14 protein-coding genes are annotated in these 18,068 nt (G+C 65.2%); 7 read left to right on the top strand and 7 right to left on the bottom strand.

All coding sequences use genetic code 11. The features are described from left to right. Nucleotides 1–23 precede the first annotated feature (23 nt). From P0D96_RS16900 to P0D96_RS16890, 3 genes are all read right to left on the bottom strand, one after another. Nucleotides 24–425 (bottom strand): winged helix-turn-helix domain-containing protein, encoded by a 402-nt coding sequence (locus P0D96_RS16900; RefSeq protein WP_243658296.1) that lies wholly within the window; start codon nt 423–425, stop codon nt 24–26. 52 nt (nt 426–477) lie between these two features. Then, nucleotides 478–1,023, bottom strand: a complete 546-nt coding sequence (locus P0D96_RS16895) for a nitrogen fixation protein NifQ (protein ID WP_408180044.1) — start codon at nt 1,021–1,023, stop codon at nt 478–480. Between the two features lie 173 nt (nt 1,024–1,196). Next, complete coding sequence (locus P0D96_RS16890) at nt 1,197–1,685, bottom strand: molybdopterin-dependent oxidoreductase (RefSeq protein ID WP_408180023.1); 489 nt, start codon at nt 1,683–1,685, stop codon at nt 1,197–1,199. Nucleotides 1,686–1,901: 216 nt separating this feature from the next. On the opposite strand from P0D96_RS16890, the gene P0D96_RS16885 reads away from it, so the two are divergent. The 3 genes from P0D96_RS16885 (at nt 1,902) to P0D96_RS16875 (ending at nt 5,650) form a co-directional block, all read left to right on the top strand. Further along, a complete protein-coding gene (locus tag P0D96_RS16885; protein WP_408291072.1) occupies nt 1,902–2,828 on the top strand; it encodes an NHL repeat-containing protein in 927 nt (308 codons plus the stop codon). A gap of 78 nt (nt 2,829–2,906) precedes the next feature. Further along, nucleotides 2,907–3,797, top strand: a complete 891-nt coding sequence (locus P0D96_RS16880; RefSeq protein WP_408291070.1) for an extracellular solute-binding protein — start codon at nt 2,907–2,909, stop codon at nt 3,795–3,797. Between the two features lie 5 nt (nt 3,798–3,802). Beyond that, nucleotides 3,803–5,650: an ABC transporter ATP-binding protein/permease gene (locus P0D96_RS16875; protein WP_408314414.1), complete on the top strand. Its 1,848-nt coding sequence runs from the start codon at nt 3,803–3,805 to the stop codon at nt 5,648–5,650. Here the strand turns inward: P0D96_RS16875 and P0D96_RS16870 are convergent. The 3 genes from P0D96_RS16870 to P0D96_RS16860 all read right to left on the bottom strand — a co-directional run bounded on the left by P0D96_RS16870 (nt 5,647) and on the right by P0D96_RS16860 (nt 8,989). Further along, nucleotides 5,647–7,089 (bottom strand): nicotinate phosphoribosyltransferase, encoded by a 1,443-nt coding sequence (locus P0D96_RS16870; protein ID WP_408314412.1) that lies wholly within the window; start codon nt 7,087–7,089, stop codon nt 5,647–5,649. The two genes, P0D96_RS16875 and P0D96_RS16870, sit on opposite strands and share 4 nt — an antisense overlap. Before the next feature lie 342 nt (nt 7,090–7,431). Continuing rightward, the gene (locus P0D96_RS16865) at nt 7,432–8,634 is read right to left on the bottom strand and encodes a CpaE/TadZ family protein (protein WP_408291064.1); all 1,203 of its coding nucleotides are present in this window, start codon (nt 8,632–8,634) and stop codon (nt 7,432–7,434) included. A gap of 67 nt (nt 8,635–8,701) precedes the next feature. Beyond that, nucleotides 8,702–8,989 (bottom strand): hypothetical protein, encoded by a 288-nt coding sequence (locus P0D96_RS16860; protein ID WP_408291062.1) that lies wholly within the window; start codon nt 8,987–8,989, stop codon nt 8,702–8,704. A 1,349-nt stretch (nt 8,990–10,338) separates the two neighbouring features. On the opposite strand from P0D96_RS16860, the gene P0D96_RS16855 reads away from it, so the two are divergent. The 4 genes from P0D96_RS16855 (at nt 10,339) to P0D96_RS16840 (ending at nt 17,186) form a co-directional block, all read left to right on the top strand. Further along, nucleotides 10,339–11,775: a sigma 54-interacting transcriptional regulator gene (locus P0D96_RS16855; protein ID WP_408180016.1), complete on the top strand. Its 1,437-nt coding sequence runs from the start codon at nt 10,339–10,341 to the stop codon at nt 11,773–11,775. A 224-nt stretch (nt 11,776–11,999) separates the two neighbouring features. Beyond that, nucleotides 12,000–13,748 (top strand): MFS transporter, encoded by a 1,749-nt coding sequence (locus P0D96_RS16850; protein ID WP_408314411.1) that lies wholly within the window; start codon nt 12,000–12,002, stop codon nt 13,746–13,748. Between the two features lie 140 nt (nt 13,749–13,888). Next, the gene (locus P0D96_RS16845; RefSeq protein WP_408314409.1) at nt 13,889–14,239 is read left to right on the top strand and encodes an NIPSNAP family protein; all 351 of its coding nucleotides are present in this window, start codon (nt 13,889–13,891) and stop codon (nt 14,237–14,239) included. Between the two features lie 286 nt (nt 14,240–14,525). Next, the gene (locus tag P0D96_RS16840; RefSeq protein ID WP_408291055.1) at nt 14,526–17,186 is read left to right on the top strand and encodes a mechanosensitive ion channel family protein; all 2,661 of its coding nucleotides are present in this window, start codon (nt 14,526–14,528) and stop codon (nt 17,184–17,186) included. Here the strand turns inward: P0D96_RS16840 and P0D96_RS16835 are convergent. After that, nucleotides 17,125–17,976 carry an alpha/beta fold hydrolase gene (locus P0D96_RS16835; RefSeq protein WP_408314408.1) on the bottom strand — a complete coding sequence of 284 codons (852 nt, stop codon included), beginning with the start codon at nt 17,974–17,976 and terminating at the stop codon, nt 17,125–17,127. The two genes, P0D96_RS16840 and P0D96_RS16835, sit on opposite strands and share 62 nt — an antisense overlap. Nucleotides 17,977–18,068 lie beyond the last annotated feature (92 nt).

The following is an 18,068-nucleotide window of genomic DNA, read 5'->3' as shown; positions in this document are numbered from 1 at the left end:
CGCACTTGCGCGACCGGGGACGCTCAGGAGCGGATCAGCCTGGTCAACTCGGCGATCTGTTTCGCGCAACTTCGCTGCGCCTCGACTTCAACGTCGCGGTACAGGCGAATGATGGTTTCGCCCACGGGCGTGAGCGTGCAGCCGCCGCCGCTCTGGCCGCCCTGCTCCGAATGCGTGGCAGGCGACTTGAGCGAACGGTTCAGTTCATCGATCAGCAGCCAGGCGCGACGGTACGACATATCGAGGCTGCGCGCCGCCGCCGAGATCGAGCCGAATTCGCGCACGGCTTCGAGCAATTCGACTTTGCCCGGCCCGAGCGCGACCGCGTCGCCGCTACGGATGCGCATTCTGAAGCGCACTTCGGGACGCGCCTTCGCGGCTTTTTTTGCCGCGGGTGCGGGTTTGGTTTTTGGGGTGTCAGCCATGCGCGAAAGCATACACGAACCGCCTCGTACTGCCACCCTGGCCGAACGGCCATCACAATCCTCCCTGAAGCTCCGGGAAGCAATGCCCGTAGTCTTCACAGCCGGGACAGCCTGGCGCCGGGCCAGGCTGCAAACCCAGTGACAACGCGCGTTGTTCAGCGAGGAACTTCTTCCACCGCAAGTTGGCGGTATTGAGCGCGACGAGCGTGGGGAAATAACGCGTCAGCATCCACGTGACTTCGTCGCGGCCGGCGAGGCCGAGGTCGCGCCACAGGTGATCCGGACGCAAACAGGCATGGGCGATGATTGCAGCTAGACACTGCGCGTCGTCTGCATGGATCGTGGCGCTAGCGTACGTGAGCAATAGCGCGTGGAGCGTGCGGACGAATTCCGCGTGCTCGCTCGAAGTGACCACGAGCGGCAACGCGGCCGGGACAGCGGCACGCGCGAAGTGCCGCGCCACCAGCGCGCGCCACGCCGGTTGCTGAAGTCCGAGCAGCGCGAGTTCGTTGCGCGCGTCGCGCTCGGCGATCAGTTTGGCGAAGAGTTGTGTGTCGGGTGATGCGGCATTAGTCGCTGCGTCCAGCCACTTTGTCATGCGCGCGGCGGTCAATGCGTCCTGCGGCAACGACAACGACCGCACCCACAAAGGCGCGTCTTCGCCAGTTGCGGCAACACCAACAACGCGTGCAAGCGGATCGTCAGACATGGCGGCAACGTGATAAGGATCAGCGACCCATGTTACGCCTACCGGCTGTGCCTCGCGTTCACCTACGCCAACGGTCCCAACACATGCGCCTCGATCCGCGCGAGCCGTTTGACATGGCGCGGCGCGGGCAGGATGTCGGATCCGGAAAACAGAATCGGCGCGCCGTCTTCAGCGTCGAGCGCTCGGCCGCCGCATTCGTAGGCGACCATCACGTTCTCGCCGATCGGCGTGTTGAAGAGTTCATGCCACGAAAACGTCACGACATAGCCGTCGTGCCCCACCGCGACGAACACCGTGCGCTTGAATTCGCCCGGCACGCTATTCGGCAAGCCCGCTTCCGTGATCAGCGTCGTCAGGCGCACGCCGCGATACGGCTCGACGCTGCGAATAAAGCGGTTGGTCGTATAGCAACGCAGATCGAACGGCGTGGCCACCACGCTTTCGTAGCGTTTGAGTTCATCGAGCCCGAATGAAAGCGGCCGCTGGAATCGTCCGCTCAGGACAAGCGCGCTGTCGACAGCGGGCGCGGCAATCACATTCACACTATCCATATCCGTTTATCTCCAGCATGTGCGCCTGAGCGGCTTGTTCACCCGTTATGTCCGTGTGTATATTACGCTGCGATGGCGGCTTGCGCGCAAAACCGCGTCGATACGCGTCATATCGCCGGGAATATAGCCCGGCCTCACCTTCATTCATAACAATCACGGCACGCGTGGGCGCGCCGGCATACGGCCGGTGCGCAGCCGGGCTGCTCAGGAGATCACATGCGCTTCTCACCCGCCTGGCGACGCACCACGTGTCTCGCTTTCGTCTCCCTCGGCCTGATCGCGGCGCTCGCCGGTTGTGGCGGCGACGAGATTACCGCCACGCCGCAAAAGGTCGCCGTCAGCGCGTCGCCGAACGGCATCGCGGTGCGCGCGGCGGACGGCGCCGTCTTCATCACCGACGACCAGACCAATAGCGTGCTCTCCTCGCCCGACGGCCGCACGTTCGCGCATTACGCGAGTGTGCCGGCGGTGGCCGGCCAGTCGAACAGCCTGAGCCAGTTGAGCTTCGCCGACGCGTCCACGCTGATGATCGAACGCTTCGGCTTCGGCACGGCGAGCGCGGTGTTCAGCATCACGGGCGTCGATGCGATCGCGGCGCTGAGCGGCCCGGATCCGGCGCGCCGCCGCCTCGGCCTGATCTCGATCGGCTCCAATCGTTTGCTCTCGACGTGGTTCGTCAAAATCGGCAGCAATCCGCTGCAAGGCGGGCTGAGTCTCATCACATACGATCCGGCCGCTCACACGGCGGTCGAGCGCGATCTGCTGAGCGGACTCGGCAAGCCGGTCGGGATCGCCGTGTCGGGCGACGCGGTCTACGTCTCCGACCAGGCCAACAACGACATCGTCAAAGCGAGTCTGAGCGCGTTGCTGGGCGGATCGCAGGCCGTGACGCCGAGCGGCACATTCGTGCGGATCACCAGCCCGGACCTGATGGCCGTCGACGCGGGCGGCAAGCTATACACCAAATGCAATACCACCGGCCTGTGCCGGATCGCGCCGGACGGCACGATCAGCGTGCTTGCAAACGACTTTCAGGACGCCCGCGGCGTAGCCGTCGACGCGCCGCGCGGCCGGCTGTACGCCATCGACCGCGCCGCCAGTGCGAGTGGCACCAGTTACGTGCGCAGCTTCCCGCTTGACTGATGCAGAGCGGCGTCGTCACACAAGATAATGCGATGACGTCGTAATATAGCGCTCTTAATAACGTATCGGGGTTATCGCATGATTCGCAAGCTGCTCGCTTCTCTCGTCGTTCCTCTCGTGGTCGTTACCGGCATCGTGACGGCCGCGCCTGCTTTCGCGCAGGACAACACGGTCAACGTGCTGTACGCCGGCTCGCTGGTCAATCTGATGGAGCGCAGCATCGGCCCGGCATTCGAGAAGGCCACCGGCCAGCATTTCCGCGGCTACGCGGCGGGCTCGAACAAGATCGCCAACGAGATCAAGGGCAAGCTGCGCCGCGGCGACGTGTTCATCAGCGCGAGCCCCAAGGTGAATGACAGTTTGACCGGCGCGGCGAATGGCGATCACGTCACGTGGTATGTGAATTTCGCCGAATCGCCGTTGATGATCGGCTACAACCCGCAGAGCAAGTTCGCGCCGCAGTTCAAGAGCAAGCGCTGGGACCAGGTGCTGCAGGAGCCGGGCATCCGCATCGGCCGGACCGACCCGAAGCTCGACCCGAAGGGTGCCTTCACCGTCGAGATGGTGACCAAGGCGGCTGAGCTCTACCACCAGCCGGACCTCGTCGAGAAGACGCTCGGCGCGGCGGAAAACCCCGAGCAGGTTTTGCCCGAGGAAACGCTGGTTGGCCGCCTGCAATCCGGCCAGCTCGACGCCGGCTTTTTCTATTCCACCGAAACGTCTGATCTGAAGATTCCGGCGATCCGCCCCGCACCCGAATTGCAGGCCAAGGCCAGCTACACGCTGACGATTCTCAGCGACGCGCCGAACCGTGAAGGCGCGAGCAGCTTCGTCGACTTTCTGTTGAGCGCGAAAGGCCGCGCGCTGCTCAAGCAACATGGCGTGGACGTCATCAAACCCACGGTAAGCGGCAACGGGCAAGCCATGCCGCCTTCGGTGCAAGCCGTGATCGACGCCGCCGCGCAGTAAGCGCGGTGAAACGTACCGCTGCGCGTCCGCTGCTGTGGCTGGCAGCGCTGCTGGCCGTCTATCTGTGCGCTCCGTTCGTTGCGAGCGTGCCGCAGCTCGGCGTGGCGGACTGGGCGAATGTCGATTGGCGCGCGACGTGGTCGGCGGTCGGTATCTCGGCGGCGAGCGCGAGCGTGGCCTCGCTCGCGATTCTGCTGGGCGGCGTGCCGCTCGGCTATTTCCTGGCGCGTTCGACTTCGCGCACGGTGGCGCTGCTCGGCTTCGTCGTGCAATTGCCGCTGGCGCTGCCGCCGCTCACCAGCGGCGTGCTGCTGCTGTTTCTGCTCGGGCCGTATAGCTGGGTTGGCCGCTTCACCAATGGCGTGCTGACGGATTCGTTCGCCGGCATCGTGCTCGCGGAAGTCTTCGTCGCCGCGCCCTTCCTGATCATTGCCGCCAAGTCCGCGTTCACCGCCGTCGACCCGGTGCTCGACGACGTGGCCGCGACGCTCGGCCATCACGCCGGCAGCCGTTTTTTCCGCGTCATGTTGCCGGTCGCGTGGCCGGCGATTCGCGCGGGACTCGCGCTCGCGTGGCTGCGCGCGTTCGGCGAATTCGGCGCGACCGTGATGGTGGCCTATCACCCGTATTCGTTGCCGGTCTATACGTACGTCGTATTCGGCGGCCAGGGGTTGCCGGCGATGATGCCCCTGCTGCTGCCGACGCTCGCCATCGCGATCGTCTGCGCGGCGCTGTCGATTTACAGCCTTCGGCAAAAGACCACGCTCGAGCAAACCGAAAACGGCGACGATGCGCTCGAACCCGGCGCGGACCTGACGGCGAGCCGCGGCGAAACTGCGGACCTGCGCCTCGCTTTCCATTTGCAACGCCGGCTGGGCGCGTTCGATCTCGACATCGCATGGACGCCGGTCACACGGCGCCTCGCGATCATCGGGCCGTCGGGCTCGGGCAAGTCGTTGGCGCTGCGTCTGATCGCGGGGCTCGAATCCAACGCGTCGAGCAGCGTGACACTCGGCACGACGCCATTGAACACGCTGCCGCCCGAGCGCCGGCAGATCGGTTATATGCCGCAAGACTACGGCCTGTTTCCGCATATGACGGTGGCGCAGCAACTGGCCTTTCCCGTCGATGCCGATCCCGCCAGCGCGCGTTACTGGCTCGATCATCTGGGCCTCGCCCAACTGGTCGCGCGCCTGCCGCATCAATTGTCGTTCGGCCAGCGGCAGCGCGTCGCGCTCGCGCGAGCGCTGACACGGCATAGCGAACTGCTGCTGTTCGACGAGCCGTTCGCCGCGCTGGATACGCCGCGGCGGCGCCGCTTGCAGCAGTCGTTGCGCGCCTTGCAGCGCGAGATCGCGGCGGTGACGATCATCGTCACGCACGATCCGGATGAAGCCGCGTTGCTGGCCGACGAAGTTCTGGTCGTCGAACAGGGCCGCGTGTTGCAAGCGGGTTTTATCGACGCCGTATTCGAGCGGCCGGCGTCGATGCGAGTGGCCGGCCTGCTCGGCTTGCACAATGTAGGCGAAGGCGTGATGAGTGCTTCAGGCAAGGTCGAGATCGCTCAGGGCCTCGTGATCGGAACGGGCGACAGCGGACTCGATCTCGCCGCCGGTCAGCGGGTCATGTGGCGCGTGTCGTCGCATGCCATTGTCGTGACGGTGGACGGCACGCATGCCGGTGTGGTCGACGCGGTCGAATTGCGGCGCGGCGAGCGCTATGTCCGCGTGAATATTGCCGGAGTCTGCTTCGACATTGCCAATGAAGATACCCGCCTGCGCGAAGGCGCGCCGTGCCGGATCGAGATCCGCGCTTCAGGTGTTGCCGTCTGGCAAGCGAGCAGTCCGCATTAACCTTCGTGCGCGTGAGCGCGGCCTCTGATTTCGGCAAGCGACATATCGACCAGCAGCTTGCCGGAATCGAACACCGTCACCAGCGCATCTTCCCAATCGCCTTCGACGGTGCGCTCGTCCCAGGCAACGGGCAGCGTCGTCGTTCGATACTCGCCCGTGTGGCGATTCACCAGCAGCGTCAGGCGCCCTTTCATCGAGCGCTTTCCGGCGTCCGTGACCGGGTCCTTGAGCACGTCGTGCCACTCGTCGCCTAATCGGATTGCGGAACACTTCATCGCGAAGCGCTGCGTGTCGCGGTTGATCTGCTGCAACAACGCGCCGCCCATGCCGAACACGATGTTGTCCGCCGCGAAGCCGGCTTCGTCCATAGCGGCAAGAATCGCTTCAATCGAATCGGGGTTCACGCCGTCGCCCTGGATCACCCGCACGTTGTTGAGCACGCGCCGCCCTTTGCCGTTCACTACCGATCCGAACGACGTCTCGAGTGCCCGGAGGGTTTGCAGCACGATCGTCCGTGGATCGCCGGAGTCGGGCCGGATCACCAGCGTGCCACCGGAGTCGAGCACCGCCTGCTTCAACTCCGTGCCCCAGGCGTCGAGCGCGGCGAACAGATCGTAGGAATCGGACACCACGGAAACGATTGCCCCTGGCTTGCCGAACTGCGCAATCATGTTGCGAAACGCGTCGGTTTCGCGCTCGCGGCCCCATGACGTGATCGTGCTGTGCTCCGCCGCCGGCACGGAAAACGCCGCCATCGTCTCGTTGTAGTAATGGTTCGCCGCGACCACGCCGAGCACCGTGTCCGAGCCCATGAAGCTGACGAGGTGCGCGGCGCCGCCGATCGCCGCCGACTCCGCGCTCGACACGCCACGCGCGCCGAAATCGTGCAGCTTGAACGGCAATTGCGTGAGGTCGTCGCTGCTCTTTAGCAGATAGCCGCGGATCGTCTTGCGCAGATGCCAGCTTTGCGTCGCCACCGTAATCGGATACCACACGCGCAGCAGCATGGTCTCCATGTACGACGCCAGCCAGAACACCTGCGGATCGTCGCATTCGACCGTGACGAGCGCGTTGTGCGTCGGCACGACCGAGCCTTCCCGCACCGCGCGAATGCGCACCGGCAGATAGCCGCCGTGGTGTTCGACGATGTAGCGCCAGCCCGCTTCGTTGAACGGCTCGCCGTGCGCCGTGAAAAAAGCCTTGGCCTGCTCGATCATGGCCGGCGTGACCGGGCGGCACAGATATTCCTTGATCAGCATCTGCAGGCCGAAGAACAGCGTGCGATCGTAGCGCCCGCCGCGCGATTCGATGTACGAGAACATCGCAGATGCTTCGGGCGGATATTGCAGGTAGTGCGACGCCTTGTACGAATCCGTGTTGAGAATCGGATTGGACAGGATCGACGCGATATCGTTGAGACCGTTGGACTCGTTTTGCATGGACGATGCTGCGCTCACAGGCGCTCTAGAGAGTAATCAGACAGGCCGCGAAGTAGCTGGCCACAACGACACGATACACTGTCAAAACACACCGGGAATCAAGCGAAAGCACAGCTTGCCTTGATACGCGCGATAGCTGCTCGCCGCGACGTTCTAAAGGCGGAGTGGTCCACGTCATTGCCTATTCGTTTCGACATGCGAATTATTATTTTGGCAGGTTACGCCAAAGGCTGCCCGCCTCCCAGGATCGCAACGTAGCAGCGGCACGGATCCGCTATCCAGATCATGCCACGTATGTGCGGATTCGCTTCTGACGAGTCTGTCCAGTTTGACAGAACGGCTTCAATGGCCGGGTTTGAGCTGCGGCGGCACATTCGGCCGCGACGCGAACAGACGGCCGAGCACGCCTTTGCGGCGCTCGGCGCTGGACGGCCACAGCATGTCCGCCAGCAGGCTGATACCTTGCGCAAGCGTGCTGTCTCGGGCCGATGTCACCAGCGGCACGCCGCGGCTGAGCGCTTCATTGGCCTGCTTTTCGTCGCGCGGAAGCTGATGCGCCACCCTCGCGCCAAGCGTCTGTTCGAGCTTCGACAGGTTGATCTGGGCGTTCTTGTCGTAATGATTCACCACCACCCGCACCTTGCTCGCCGGATAGCCCAGTTCCCTGAAAATATCGAGCATGCGGCGCCCGCCGTGCAGGTAAAGCAGGTTCTGACGCACCACCATGCAGATGGCGTCGCTGCGATCGAGTGCATGGATCGTCAACGGATTCAGGCTCTGGCCGACGTCGATCAACACTGCGTCATAGCGCTCACGCGCCAGCGCGAGAATGCTCTCCATCTGCGCGGGCAGCAATTCCGCGGCCTTGAGCGGATCGCCCGCACCCGCCAGCACATCGAGATTTGCGTGGACATGCATCACGCATGATTCGAGTAGCGCGGCGTCGAGGCGCTCCGCGTGGGAGCAGAGATCGGCAAGCGTGGTGGGCGGCGGTTTGTCGGCCATGAGCAGGCTGGCGTCGCCGAATTGCTGGCTGAGATCGATCAGCAGCACACGCCGGTTGCTCAGCGCGGCAAGCGAATACGCGAGATTCACGGCGATTAGCGTGGTACCGCTGCCACCCTTGCTCGAAGCGAGCGAGACGACACGGCCGACGCGGCGGCCGATGGCGTTTTTCCGCACGTCGGCCTGGATGAGGATGGTGGTGATCTCGTCGGCGTCGAGCGGCCACGCCAGCACATGCCGCACGCCGACGCGCATCGCCGCGCCCAGCAAGGCGGTGGACGGCGCCGCCGTCATCAGCACGCAATGCAGGGCCGGCGTGCAGGCCAGCGCTTCCTCGACGCCGTCCAGGTCGCGCGCATTCAGATCGGCATCGTCGACGATCAGCATATCGGCGCTTCGAATCGCACGGTCGTGCGCCCGCACTTGCCGGGCCGTGCCGTGAGCGGTGCGCAGCCGGTAAGCCACGCCGCTTGCCTCGAGGCGAGCGACGATGTCCGGCGCGCGCTCCATGCTGGATGAAATCAGGAAGATGTCGATCATGTCGGCTCTCCGCCGGTCTGACGCCGTTCGGTTGGCGAAGCCACCTCGATAGCGATCGATGTTCTGGTTATTCGTCGGAATCGGACCGGTAAATGTCCGCACCGCGTTCGTAGTTTCGTTCCTGCGACACCGGCATCTCATACACCGAGTCGCGCAACGCCTCGCGCTGAAGCTCCGCTTGCGACCGGCGCTTGATCGCCTCGGCAATCACCAGCGTCGTCAGATCGACCGGCGGCGCGGCGAACAATGCGCGCGGCGCGGCGATATGCCGTTGATAGGCGACATCCGTTGAGTACACGGTGGTTTGACGAGCCGGCTGTGCTGTGCCGGCCGGCTTGGTGAACTGTCTGGTCATGACAACCCCCAAAAAAAAATCTGTTTTTTTCACTGCTCTGTCCAGGTGAGCCGTGTCCGCACATTCGCGGACACGGCGCCCGGTCCACCTCGTAAGCTGCGCCTCTCTACGGAGACTCTGGCCATTCCTCCCCGCTCCATGCGCCCGGTTGGTCCTCGACCGCGCGCTACCCCGCCGCTCTTCTTTCGCTGTTTTCTTGTTGTTGTGCGTATCGTTCGCTCACCAACTCCGCGAGCGCGGTACTTGTTGTTTTTGCCATCCCCTTCATGTCCGCCGAAACAGACGGAAAAAGTGGCGAGGTCGACCTTTACATCGTCCGGTCACATTGACCGGTACGTTGTACCGATCATTCGCGCCGTGCTCTTATGTCGTTTGTTTTTCAGTGGCCCCGCCGCCCCCTCGTAAAACGCATTGGCTTCCCCCCGCCGCGCCTACGAAGTTTTATGTGCCGCCGATCTCTCTTCACTCCGGCTTCCCGGAGTTCGGACCGGGCGGCAACAGCATTCGCTGTGAAGTGCTTATTGCAACGGCTATGCCATGTGCCCTCAAACCCTTATGCCACCGTGATCGTTGCTGCGGCGCACCCTGCTCGCGCACTCTTCGCATCTCGCGTTGATTCGAATTCGACACGCACTTAGGCCTCCGCCGACGCGCCGCGGCGACGCGTAGCTGGCCGTTGGCTCGCCGGGCAATCCGCACGCCCCGCGTGGGGCCGGGCGCTGCGTTACATCCCGGTCAAATATGCCGATGCTTCGGAACCCTACCGGGTAGTCTCGACCCCCTGTCCGATGTGTCGCAAGCGTGAGACGAGGCAAATCCCGAACTACAGTTCCGTTTCACATTTGCCGTAAAACGAATTGAGGCGCTATGTGGGATGCCGAGCATAGCGGGACTTGACCGTCTATTTTTTTACCGCAAGCACAATGGGGTGATATGAAAAACGTTTCTGAATCCAGACTTGTTTGTATGGCGCTCGAAAGCGGTTTCGCTTATCGTTAAGCCCATGCGCCAAGAAGAGTGCTTGTATCAGGCCAACGAGGTTAAAAACGGTTTGAGTGATTCGGGGAAAAGATCGTGTGACGGTTACAACGGTGAACACCGTTCCCGCCATTCGTCCGATATGTAGCACCTCGCGGCTCGCGCCGCCCGCTCCATGCCCCCGAAGATTGCCGCTACCGTGAATCGTCACCGCCGGGCGTCGAGTCGCAGAACCCCAAAGCGGTGGATCAATCCATGTCCGGGTCCGCACACGCGGACCGGCTGGCTCAGTTGGCCGGAAGCCGGCATCTTGCCGGTCTGTTGGGTACGTCGCAGAACAGTCCTGAGAGCTGCATCAAACCGGGGGTAACATGAACACGACTTGCACGCCTGTCGACACGGAACGCACTGTTCTGTATGTGTCGAATTCGCCGGATCAGAAACTCGCCGCTTTTCTGGCGGCTTCTGGCTGGCAAGCGGTGCATGCCAAAAGCACGGCCGTCGCCGAGCGTATGCTCGAGCGCGGCAATATCAAGGTCGGCCTAGTCGAGCTGCCGGGCGACTGCACCTCACAGCATCTGTCCGCACTGGCGTCCTGCATGCGGCGCGTGGAAACCAACTGGGTCGCCCAGATCGCGCCGGGCCAGGCGGAAAACGAACTGGTCAGCCGTTTCATCCTCGACTATTGCTTCGACTTCGTCACGCGACCGTGGCTCAACGACCGGCTCGTGTTCGCGCTCGGCCACGCGCATGGGCTGTCGAGCCTGCGGCATGTGGAGGTCGCGCCGGAGCCGTCGCTCGGCCGGCACGGCATGGTCGGGCAATGCGAGGCCATGCAGCAGTTGTACCGGCGCATCGACAAATGCGGCGTGACCGACGCGCCGGTGTTCGTCGCCGGCGAATCCGGCACCGGTAAGGAGCTGACCGCCAAGGCGATTCATGAACGCTCGCCGCGCGCCGGCCGGCCCTTCGTCGCGATCAATTGCGCGGCGATTCCGCCGAGCCTCCTGCAAGCCGAATTGTTCGGCCACGAACGCGGCGCCTTTACCGGCGCGCTCCAGCGCAAGATCGGCCGGATCGAGAGCGCGCATGAAGGCACCCTCTTCCTCGACGAAATCGGCGACATGCCGCATGAATGCCAGGCGGTCCTGTTGCGCTTCCTGCAGGAAGGCACGATCGAACGGCTGGGCGGCAACGGCCCGATCAACGTCAACGCGCGGGTCATTTCGGCGACTCACGTCGATCTGGACAAGGCGGTCGAAGACGGGCGCTTCCGCTCCGACCTGTATCACCGTCTGTGCGTGCTGCGCCTCGTCGAGCCTCCGCTGCGCGAGCGCGGCGGCGACATCAAGCTGCTCGCCAACTATGCATTGAGCATGTACAAACAGGACGGCGCGCGCAAACTGCGCGGTCTGTCGAGCGACGCGATCGTGGCCATGTCGAACTATCCGTGGCCGGGCAACGTGCGCGAACTGATCAATTGCGTGCGCCGCGCCGTGGTGATGAGCGAAGGCCGCTTTATCACGGCAAGCGATCTGGGTCTGCCGGAAGCCGACAACGGGCCGGCCGTGACGCTGGCGGAAATCCGCAGCAAGGCCGAGAAGGACGCGATCGAGCATGCGTTGCAGCGGCATGGCTACAAGTTGTCCGAGGCGGCGGCCGAACTCGGCATTTCGCGGGCCACGCTGTATCGATTGATGCATGCCAACCGGCTGCATCAGGAGCCGGCAGCCGGGCGCGCGTCGAACGCCACCGGCGGCGCGGATGCCGACGGCGAGACGGAGCGGCGGGCGGCTTCGCTGGTGTGAGCGGGTAAGTTCGGCGTCGCTTCTGCTTCGCTGGGTTCCGCCGGGTCCGGTCTGAACCTCGCTCGCCCGGATGATCGCGGGCCGCGCGCGCCGCCATTTCGCGCGCACCATAGGGCGAAATGACGTGACAAGGTGCGCTAGCAGCGCCTGACGCATTCTTCGCGCCTTTCGCCGACACGCCGGCATTGCTATGCTGAAGGCCGTTCATCCATCCGGGAGCGGACTTGGCCGACCAGCACGTACCGGCGCTCGAGCGCCGTTCCTCGTCCGTCCTGCCCGCTCAGGCGAGCCCGTGCGACGCGCTCGTCATTCGCGCGCAACATCCCAGCCTCGTCCATCCGTGCCGGCGTAAAAAACTCGCGCTGGCCGCGACCATTCTCGGCTCGAGCATGGCCTTCATCGACGGTTCCGTGGTCAACGTCGCCTTGCCGTCCATCCAGACCGAACTGGGCGCGAGCGTGGCGGCGATCCAGTGGGTTGTCGACGCCTATCTGCTGTTTCTCGGCGCGCTGGTGCTGGTGGGCGGCTCGCTCGGCGACAAACTCGGCCGGCGCACGGTGTTCATCGCCGGAATCGGGCTGTTCACGCTGGCCTCGATCGGCTGCGGCCTCGCGCCGGGCGCCGCCGCCCTGATCGCGGCGCGCGCCGTGCAAGGCGTGGGCGCGGCGTTGCTGGTGCCGAGCAGCCTCTCGATCATCGGCGCGGTATTCGACGACAAGGAGCGCGGCCAGGCGATCGGCACCTGGGCCGGTGTCGGCGCGATCACCTCGGCGCTCGGGCCGGTGGCGGGCGGCTGGCTCGTCGATGCGTTTTCGTGGCGCGCCATCTTCTTCCTGAACGTGCCGATCGCCTGCGCGACCGTCGCGCTGGCGGTCATGGCCGTGCCGGACAGCCGGCAGGACGACGACGGCGATCCGTCATCCCCCGCCGCCGCCGGACATGCGGCGGCCGGACTCGACTTGCCGGGCGCGGTCACGGCCACCGCCGGACTGGCCGCCTTGACCTACGGCCTGACTCTCGCCTCGACGCATGGCTTCGGCAACCGCTGGGTGCTGGCGTCGATCCTCGGCGGACTGCTGGTGCTGATCGCCTTCGTCGCGCTCGAAGCGAGAACCCGCAATCCGATGATGCCGCTCGACGTGTTCCGCTCGCGCGACTTCGTCGGCGCCAATCTCGTCACACTGCTGCTTTACTTCGGCTTGGGCGGCGCGCTGTTCTTCCTGCCGTTCACGCTGATCCGCGCCTATGGTTACAGCGCGACCCAGGCGGGCGCGGCATTGCTGCCGGTGCCGGTCACCATCGGACTGCTGTCGCGCTTCACCGGCGGCCTGACGAGCCGCTACGGCGCGCGAGCCTTGCTGACCGCGGGGCCAGTCGTCGCCGCGGCCGGCTTCGCGATGCTCGCGCTGCCGTGGGTACGCGGCGAGTACTGGCGCGGCTTTCTTCCCGCGTTGACCGTGCTCGGACTCGGCATGACCATTACCGTCGCGCCGCTGACGACGACGGTGATGACCTCGGTATCCGCCGCCCGCACGGGCGTCGCTTCGGGCATCAACAACGCGGTGGCGCGGGTGGCGAGCCTGCTGGCGATCGCGGTGCTGGGGATCGTGTTCGTGTGGTCACACGATGCGGCGCTCGCTGCGCGGCTCGATGCGCTGCATGTGCCGCAGGCGGCGCGCGCAGCGGCGAGCCTGGCGCAGGTCGGCATGGATTCGGGCGCTGGGACCGATGCGTCGGAAGGAAAAGTGGGCGCAGCAGCGGCAAGTGCCGCAGCGGCGCAAACCCACGCCGATCCGGATGCAGGCGTGGCCCAAACACATGCAGAACCGGCAGGAGCGCAAGCCGAGGTCGCACAGGCACAAGCCGAAGCCTTGGGCGCGGCATTGCGAGCGGTGGCGCTGGTGTCGGCGTTTTGCGCGCTGGCGGGCGCAGCGCTGGCGGCCTTCACGATCCGCTCGCAACGGCCGCTTTAGATGCCCGGCGCCCGATTCATGACTCGCGCACGGTCACCATCCATAGTTCAGAGCGCGCTGAAACATCGCCGGCCGGCGCTCGCCATACTGCAGTCATGGTGCTTCAGACCACGCCTCTCAACCGACCCGGAGCTATGCACATGACAATTACCTGCTTCATCCGCTATCAGATCGATCCTTTCCAGCGCGATGCCTTCGACGAATACGCCCGCAACTGGGGCCGCATTATTCCGCGCTGTGGCGGCCACCTGATCGGCTACTTTCTGCCGCACGAAGGGACCAACGACATCGCGTGGGGCTTGATCGCGTTCGACAGCCTCGCGGCGTATGAGACATATCGCGCGAGACTGCGCGCCGATCCCGAGGCACGCGACAACTTCAAGCTGGCGCAGACGAAGCGCCTCATTCTGCGCGAGGAGCGCACCTTCACCGAAGTCGTGGAAGGCACCTTGGGCGTGCCGGCGGTGCGCGCGTCGGCAGCGACGGAGTAATTGCGAGGGGTTGCGATTGCGGCTGCGGCGGTGAAGGTATACGCACGCGCCGGGGGCAATTCCTGCGCGTCGCAGCCGGCATGGGACAATCGGATACTGTCTGACAGGCAAGTTTTTTGCTACCGCAAGGTGCCGCTGCACGGGGCTCGCCGGATTTCCGGCGCCTCGCGCCACGGCAGGTCAAGGAACTTGTACCGCCAAAACCGTGTCGGTTCATGGTCACGCCGCCGAACCGGTCCGTACGTATCGGCACAGCCGTCCGCATCTGTCCCCCGCTTTACACCCTATGCGCAAATTATTCCAGGTCTGGTTTTTCGTTCTTCTCGCCTTCATCACCGCGCCGGTTTTCGCCGCAACAGCGCCGGCCACGCCCGCGTCGTCGGCCTCCGGCGTCGGCGTCACGCTGACACCCGAGCAGGCCCGCCAGGCTCTCGCCGTTCTCAATGACCCCACGCGCCGCGCGCAAGTCGCCGACACGCTGCAGGCCATCGCCGCCGCCGGCGCGCTGAGCGCGCCGCCCGCTTCCGCGCCCGCGGCCGCCTCGGCGCCCGCTGCGGCGAGCGGCGCCGCCGCCATCGTGCCGGCGGCGTTCAAGTCCAACGGCCTCGCCTCGCAACTGGCCCGCCAGGGCGCGCATTGGGCCGTGGACCTCGGCAAGTCGTTACGCAGTTCGGTCGCCGCGCTGCTCGACCTCGCATCGGTCCGCGCCTGGTGGAACTGGCAATCGACCAACCCGCAAGCGCGCGCCGTGCTGGGCCACGTCGCGTGGTCGCTGCTGGCCGCGCTGATCCCCGCGCTCGTGCTCGAATGGCTGGCGCGCCGCCTGCTGCGCCGCGCCTACCGGGCGCTGGCCGCGCGCCGCGAACTGGCAGACGAAGACGACGCCGCGCAAGCCGACCTGCCCGTCGACGTCGCGCCACAACCCGCCGACGCGCCGAACGCCGCGCCGCCCTTGCCCGTTTCGCCGCCCTCGCCGGTGAGTACGGCAGAGGCGCGAGCCGCGGCCGTGCCGTCCGGCACATCCGCCGCGACGAAGGCCAAAGGCCGGGTCAACGAAGCCAAAGGCAAGCAGAACGCCAAACATCACTGGACGCTGCTGCGGCGCCTGCCGCGCGCGCTCCTCTCCATGGCGCTGCGGCTGCTGCCGCTCGTGGTGTTCGTCGGCGCGGCGAGCGCGCTGATGTCGATCTTCGCCGACGACGGCACGCCGCAAGACCGCGCGCTCGATTCGCTGGTCGACATCTACGTGCTGTGCCGCGTGATCGTGATCGTCAGCGGTTTCTTCCTGCAACCGGCGGCGCCGCGTCTGCGTCTGCTGCGCATGAGCGACGCGTGGGCCGCTTTCGTGCAACGTTGGATGGTGCGGATCGTCAGCGTGGTGGGCGTGGGTTCCGCGATCGCCGAGATCGCGCAGTCGCTCGGTCTGAACGACGCGGCGCATCTCGCCTTGATGAAAGTGGTCGCGCTCGCCGGCCATGTCATGATCTCGATCCTGCTGCTGCAATGCGCGACCCCGGTCGGCGAATTGATCCGCAAGCGCCTCGCCGCGCGCAAGTCGCTGGAGATGTTCGGCAACGTATTCGCCGAAGTCTGGGCGTGGGCCGCGGTGTTCGTCGTCATGGCGTTGTGGTTCATCTGGGCGCTCGATGTGCAGAACGGCTATCACGCGCTGCTGCATCTCGGCGGCATTTCGCTGGCGGTGCTGGTGGGCGCACGGGTCGTGTCGATCGTGGTGTTCGGGGCACTGGCCCGGCTCTTCAATGTGCAGGACGACGCGGCCAAATCGCTCGTGCATCAGCACGCGTACCGCTATTACCCGCTGTTGCGCCTCGTGGTGGCGTGGCTCATCGGCATCGTGACCGCGCTCGCGCTGTTGCAGGTGTGGGGCGTGCATGTGGGCGACCTGTTCCGTACCGGCACGATCGGGCACCGGCTCGCGTCGGCGATCATCACGATCGGCGTGGCGGCCGTGATCGCGCTGCTCGTGTGGGAAGGCGTCAACGTATCGGTCGAACAACGGCTGGACAGTTGGACCACCAGCGGCGACCTCGTGCGCGCCGCGCGCTTGCGCACCCTGCTGCCGATGCTGCGCAGCGCGCTCTTCTGCGCGATCGCGCTGGTGGTGGTGCTCACCGGTTTGAGTGAACTCGGCGTAAACATCGGGCCGCTGCTGGCGGGCGCCAGTATCTTCGGCGTGGCGCTCGGTTTCGGCTCGCAAAAACTGGTGCAGGATTTCATCACCGGCATTTTCCTGTTGATGGAAAACGCGATGCAGGTCGGCGACTGGGTCACGCTCGCGGGCGTGTCCGGCACTGTCGAATATCTGTCGATCCGCACCGTGCGGCTGCGCGGCGGCGACGGTTCGCTCTACACGGTGCCCTTCAGTTCGGTATCGACGGTGAACAACACCAACCGCGGCATCGGCAATGCGGCAGTGAAGGTCAATATCGTGTTCGGCGCGGATGTCGATCTCGCCATCAACACGCTGAAGGAAATCGGCGCGGCCCTGCGCGAGGACGACAAGTTCAAGGACGGCATTCTGTCGGACTTCAGCTTCTGGGGCGTCGATGCCCTGGACGGCTCGGCCATCACGCTGGCCGGCCAGATCCAGTGCCGCGACAGTGCGCGCTGGGGCGTGCAGCGCGAATTCAACCGGCGCATTCTCGACCAGTTCCGCGAGCGCGGCATCGAGATCGCGAACCCGCAGCGCAATCTGCTGACGTGGGACCCGGAAAGCGCACCCGCGAGAATCGAAGCGGATGACACACACAAAGACGCACCTGACGCAGCTGACGCACCGAAGGCCGTGCCGCCCGCCGATGCGCCTTCGTCCGCCGCAGCGGCGCAGACGGACGCGCCGGTGGAAGACCAGTTGCCCGTCGACCCTAAGCCGGCTGGCGGCCCAGGAACGCCAGCAAATCCTGGTTCAACCTCTCCGCATGAGTGAAGTAAAAGCCGTGACCCGCGCCTTCATAGACATGCAGTGACGCGCCGGGTATCAGTGCCGCCGTAGGCCGCCCGGTTAGTTCGAGCGGCGCCGACGCGTCACGATCGCCATGCAGGATCAGCGACGGCACCTCGATCTTCGCCAATTCCGCGCGGAAATCGGTGATGGTCTGCACGCGGGCCAGTTCGAGCATCGCCTGATGCGAGGTTTGCAGCATCATGCGGATCGTCCAGTCGAGCGGCGCGCGCGACACGCCCGGCCCGAAGTACGGCGCCGCATTCGCCTCGATCCAGTCGGGAAAGGAACGGCTCAGCGCGAGGCGGCCTTGCTCGAATAAAGCGGCGTCGATGCCGTTCGGGTTGTCCTCGGTTTTCAGCAGATACGGCGTGGCCGCAGGCGCGACGAACGCGACCCGGGCGACGCGCGCCGAACCGTAACGCGTCAGATAACGCACCGCTTCGCCGCTCGCAATCGAATGCGCGACCAGGGTGACGCCGCTCAGATCGAGCGCGCTCAACACGCTCTCCAGATCGTCGGCGAGCGTGTCGAAGTCGTAGCCGCGGCCCGGATCGCTCGAACGGCCATGCCCGCGCCGGTCGTACGCAATGCAGCGGCAATCGAGGCGCGACAGCGGTTCCATCTGGTACGCCCACATGTCGGAGTTCAGCGTCCAGCCCGAGAGGAACACCAGCGGCGTGCCCTGCCCCCAGTCGCGGTAGAAAAGACGCGTGTTGTCGGCGGTGCGGATGGTGTTCGGTTCGTCGGCGAGATACGGTGCGGTCGCGTTCATGGAAGTCTCCTTGCCTCAAGTGGGAGTCGTGATGCCGTGACGCCACTGTGCCGGGCGACGGTAGGCAGGTCGATTACCTGGGAGGTAAAGAG

This window comes from Paraburkholderia sp. RL17-347-BIC-D (genome assembly GCF_046027915.1).
Classification (GTDB): domain Bacteria; phylum Pseudomonadota; class Gammaproteobacteria; order Burkholderiales; family Burkholderiaceae; genus Paraburkholderia.
The sequence above is the reverse complement of the archived record's forward strand: the minus strand, read 5'-3'. Positions and strand labels throughout refer to the sequence as shown.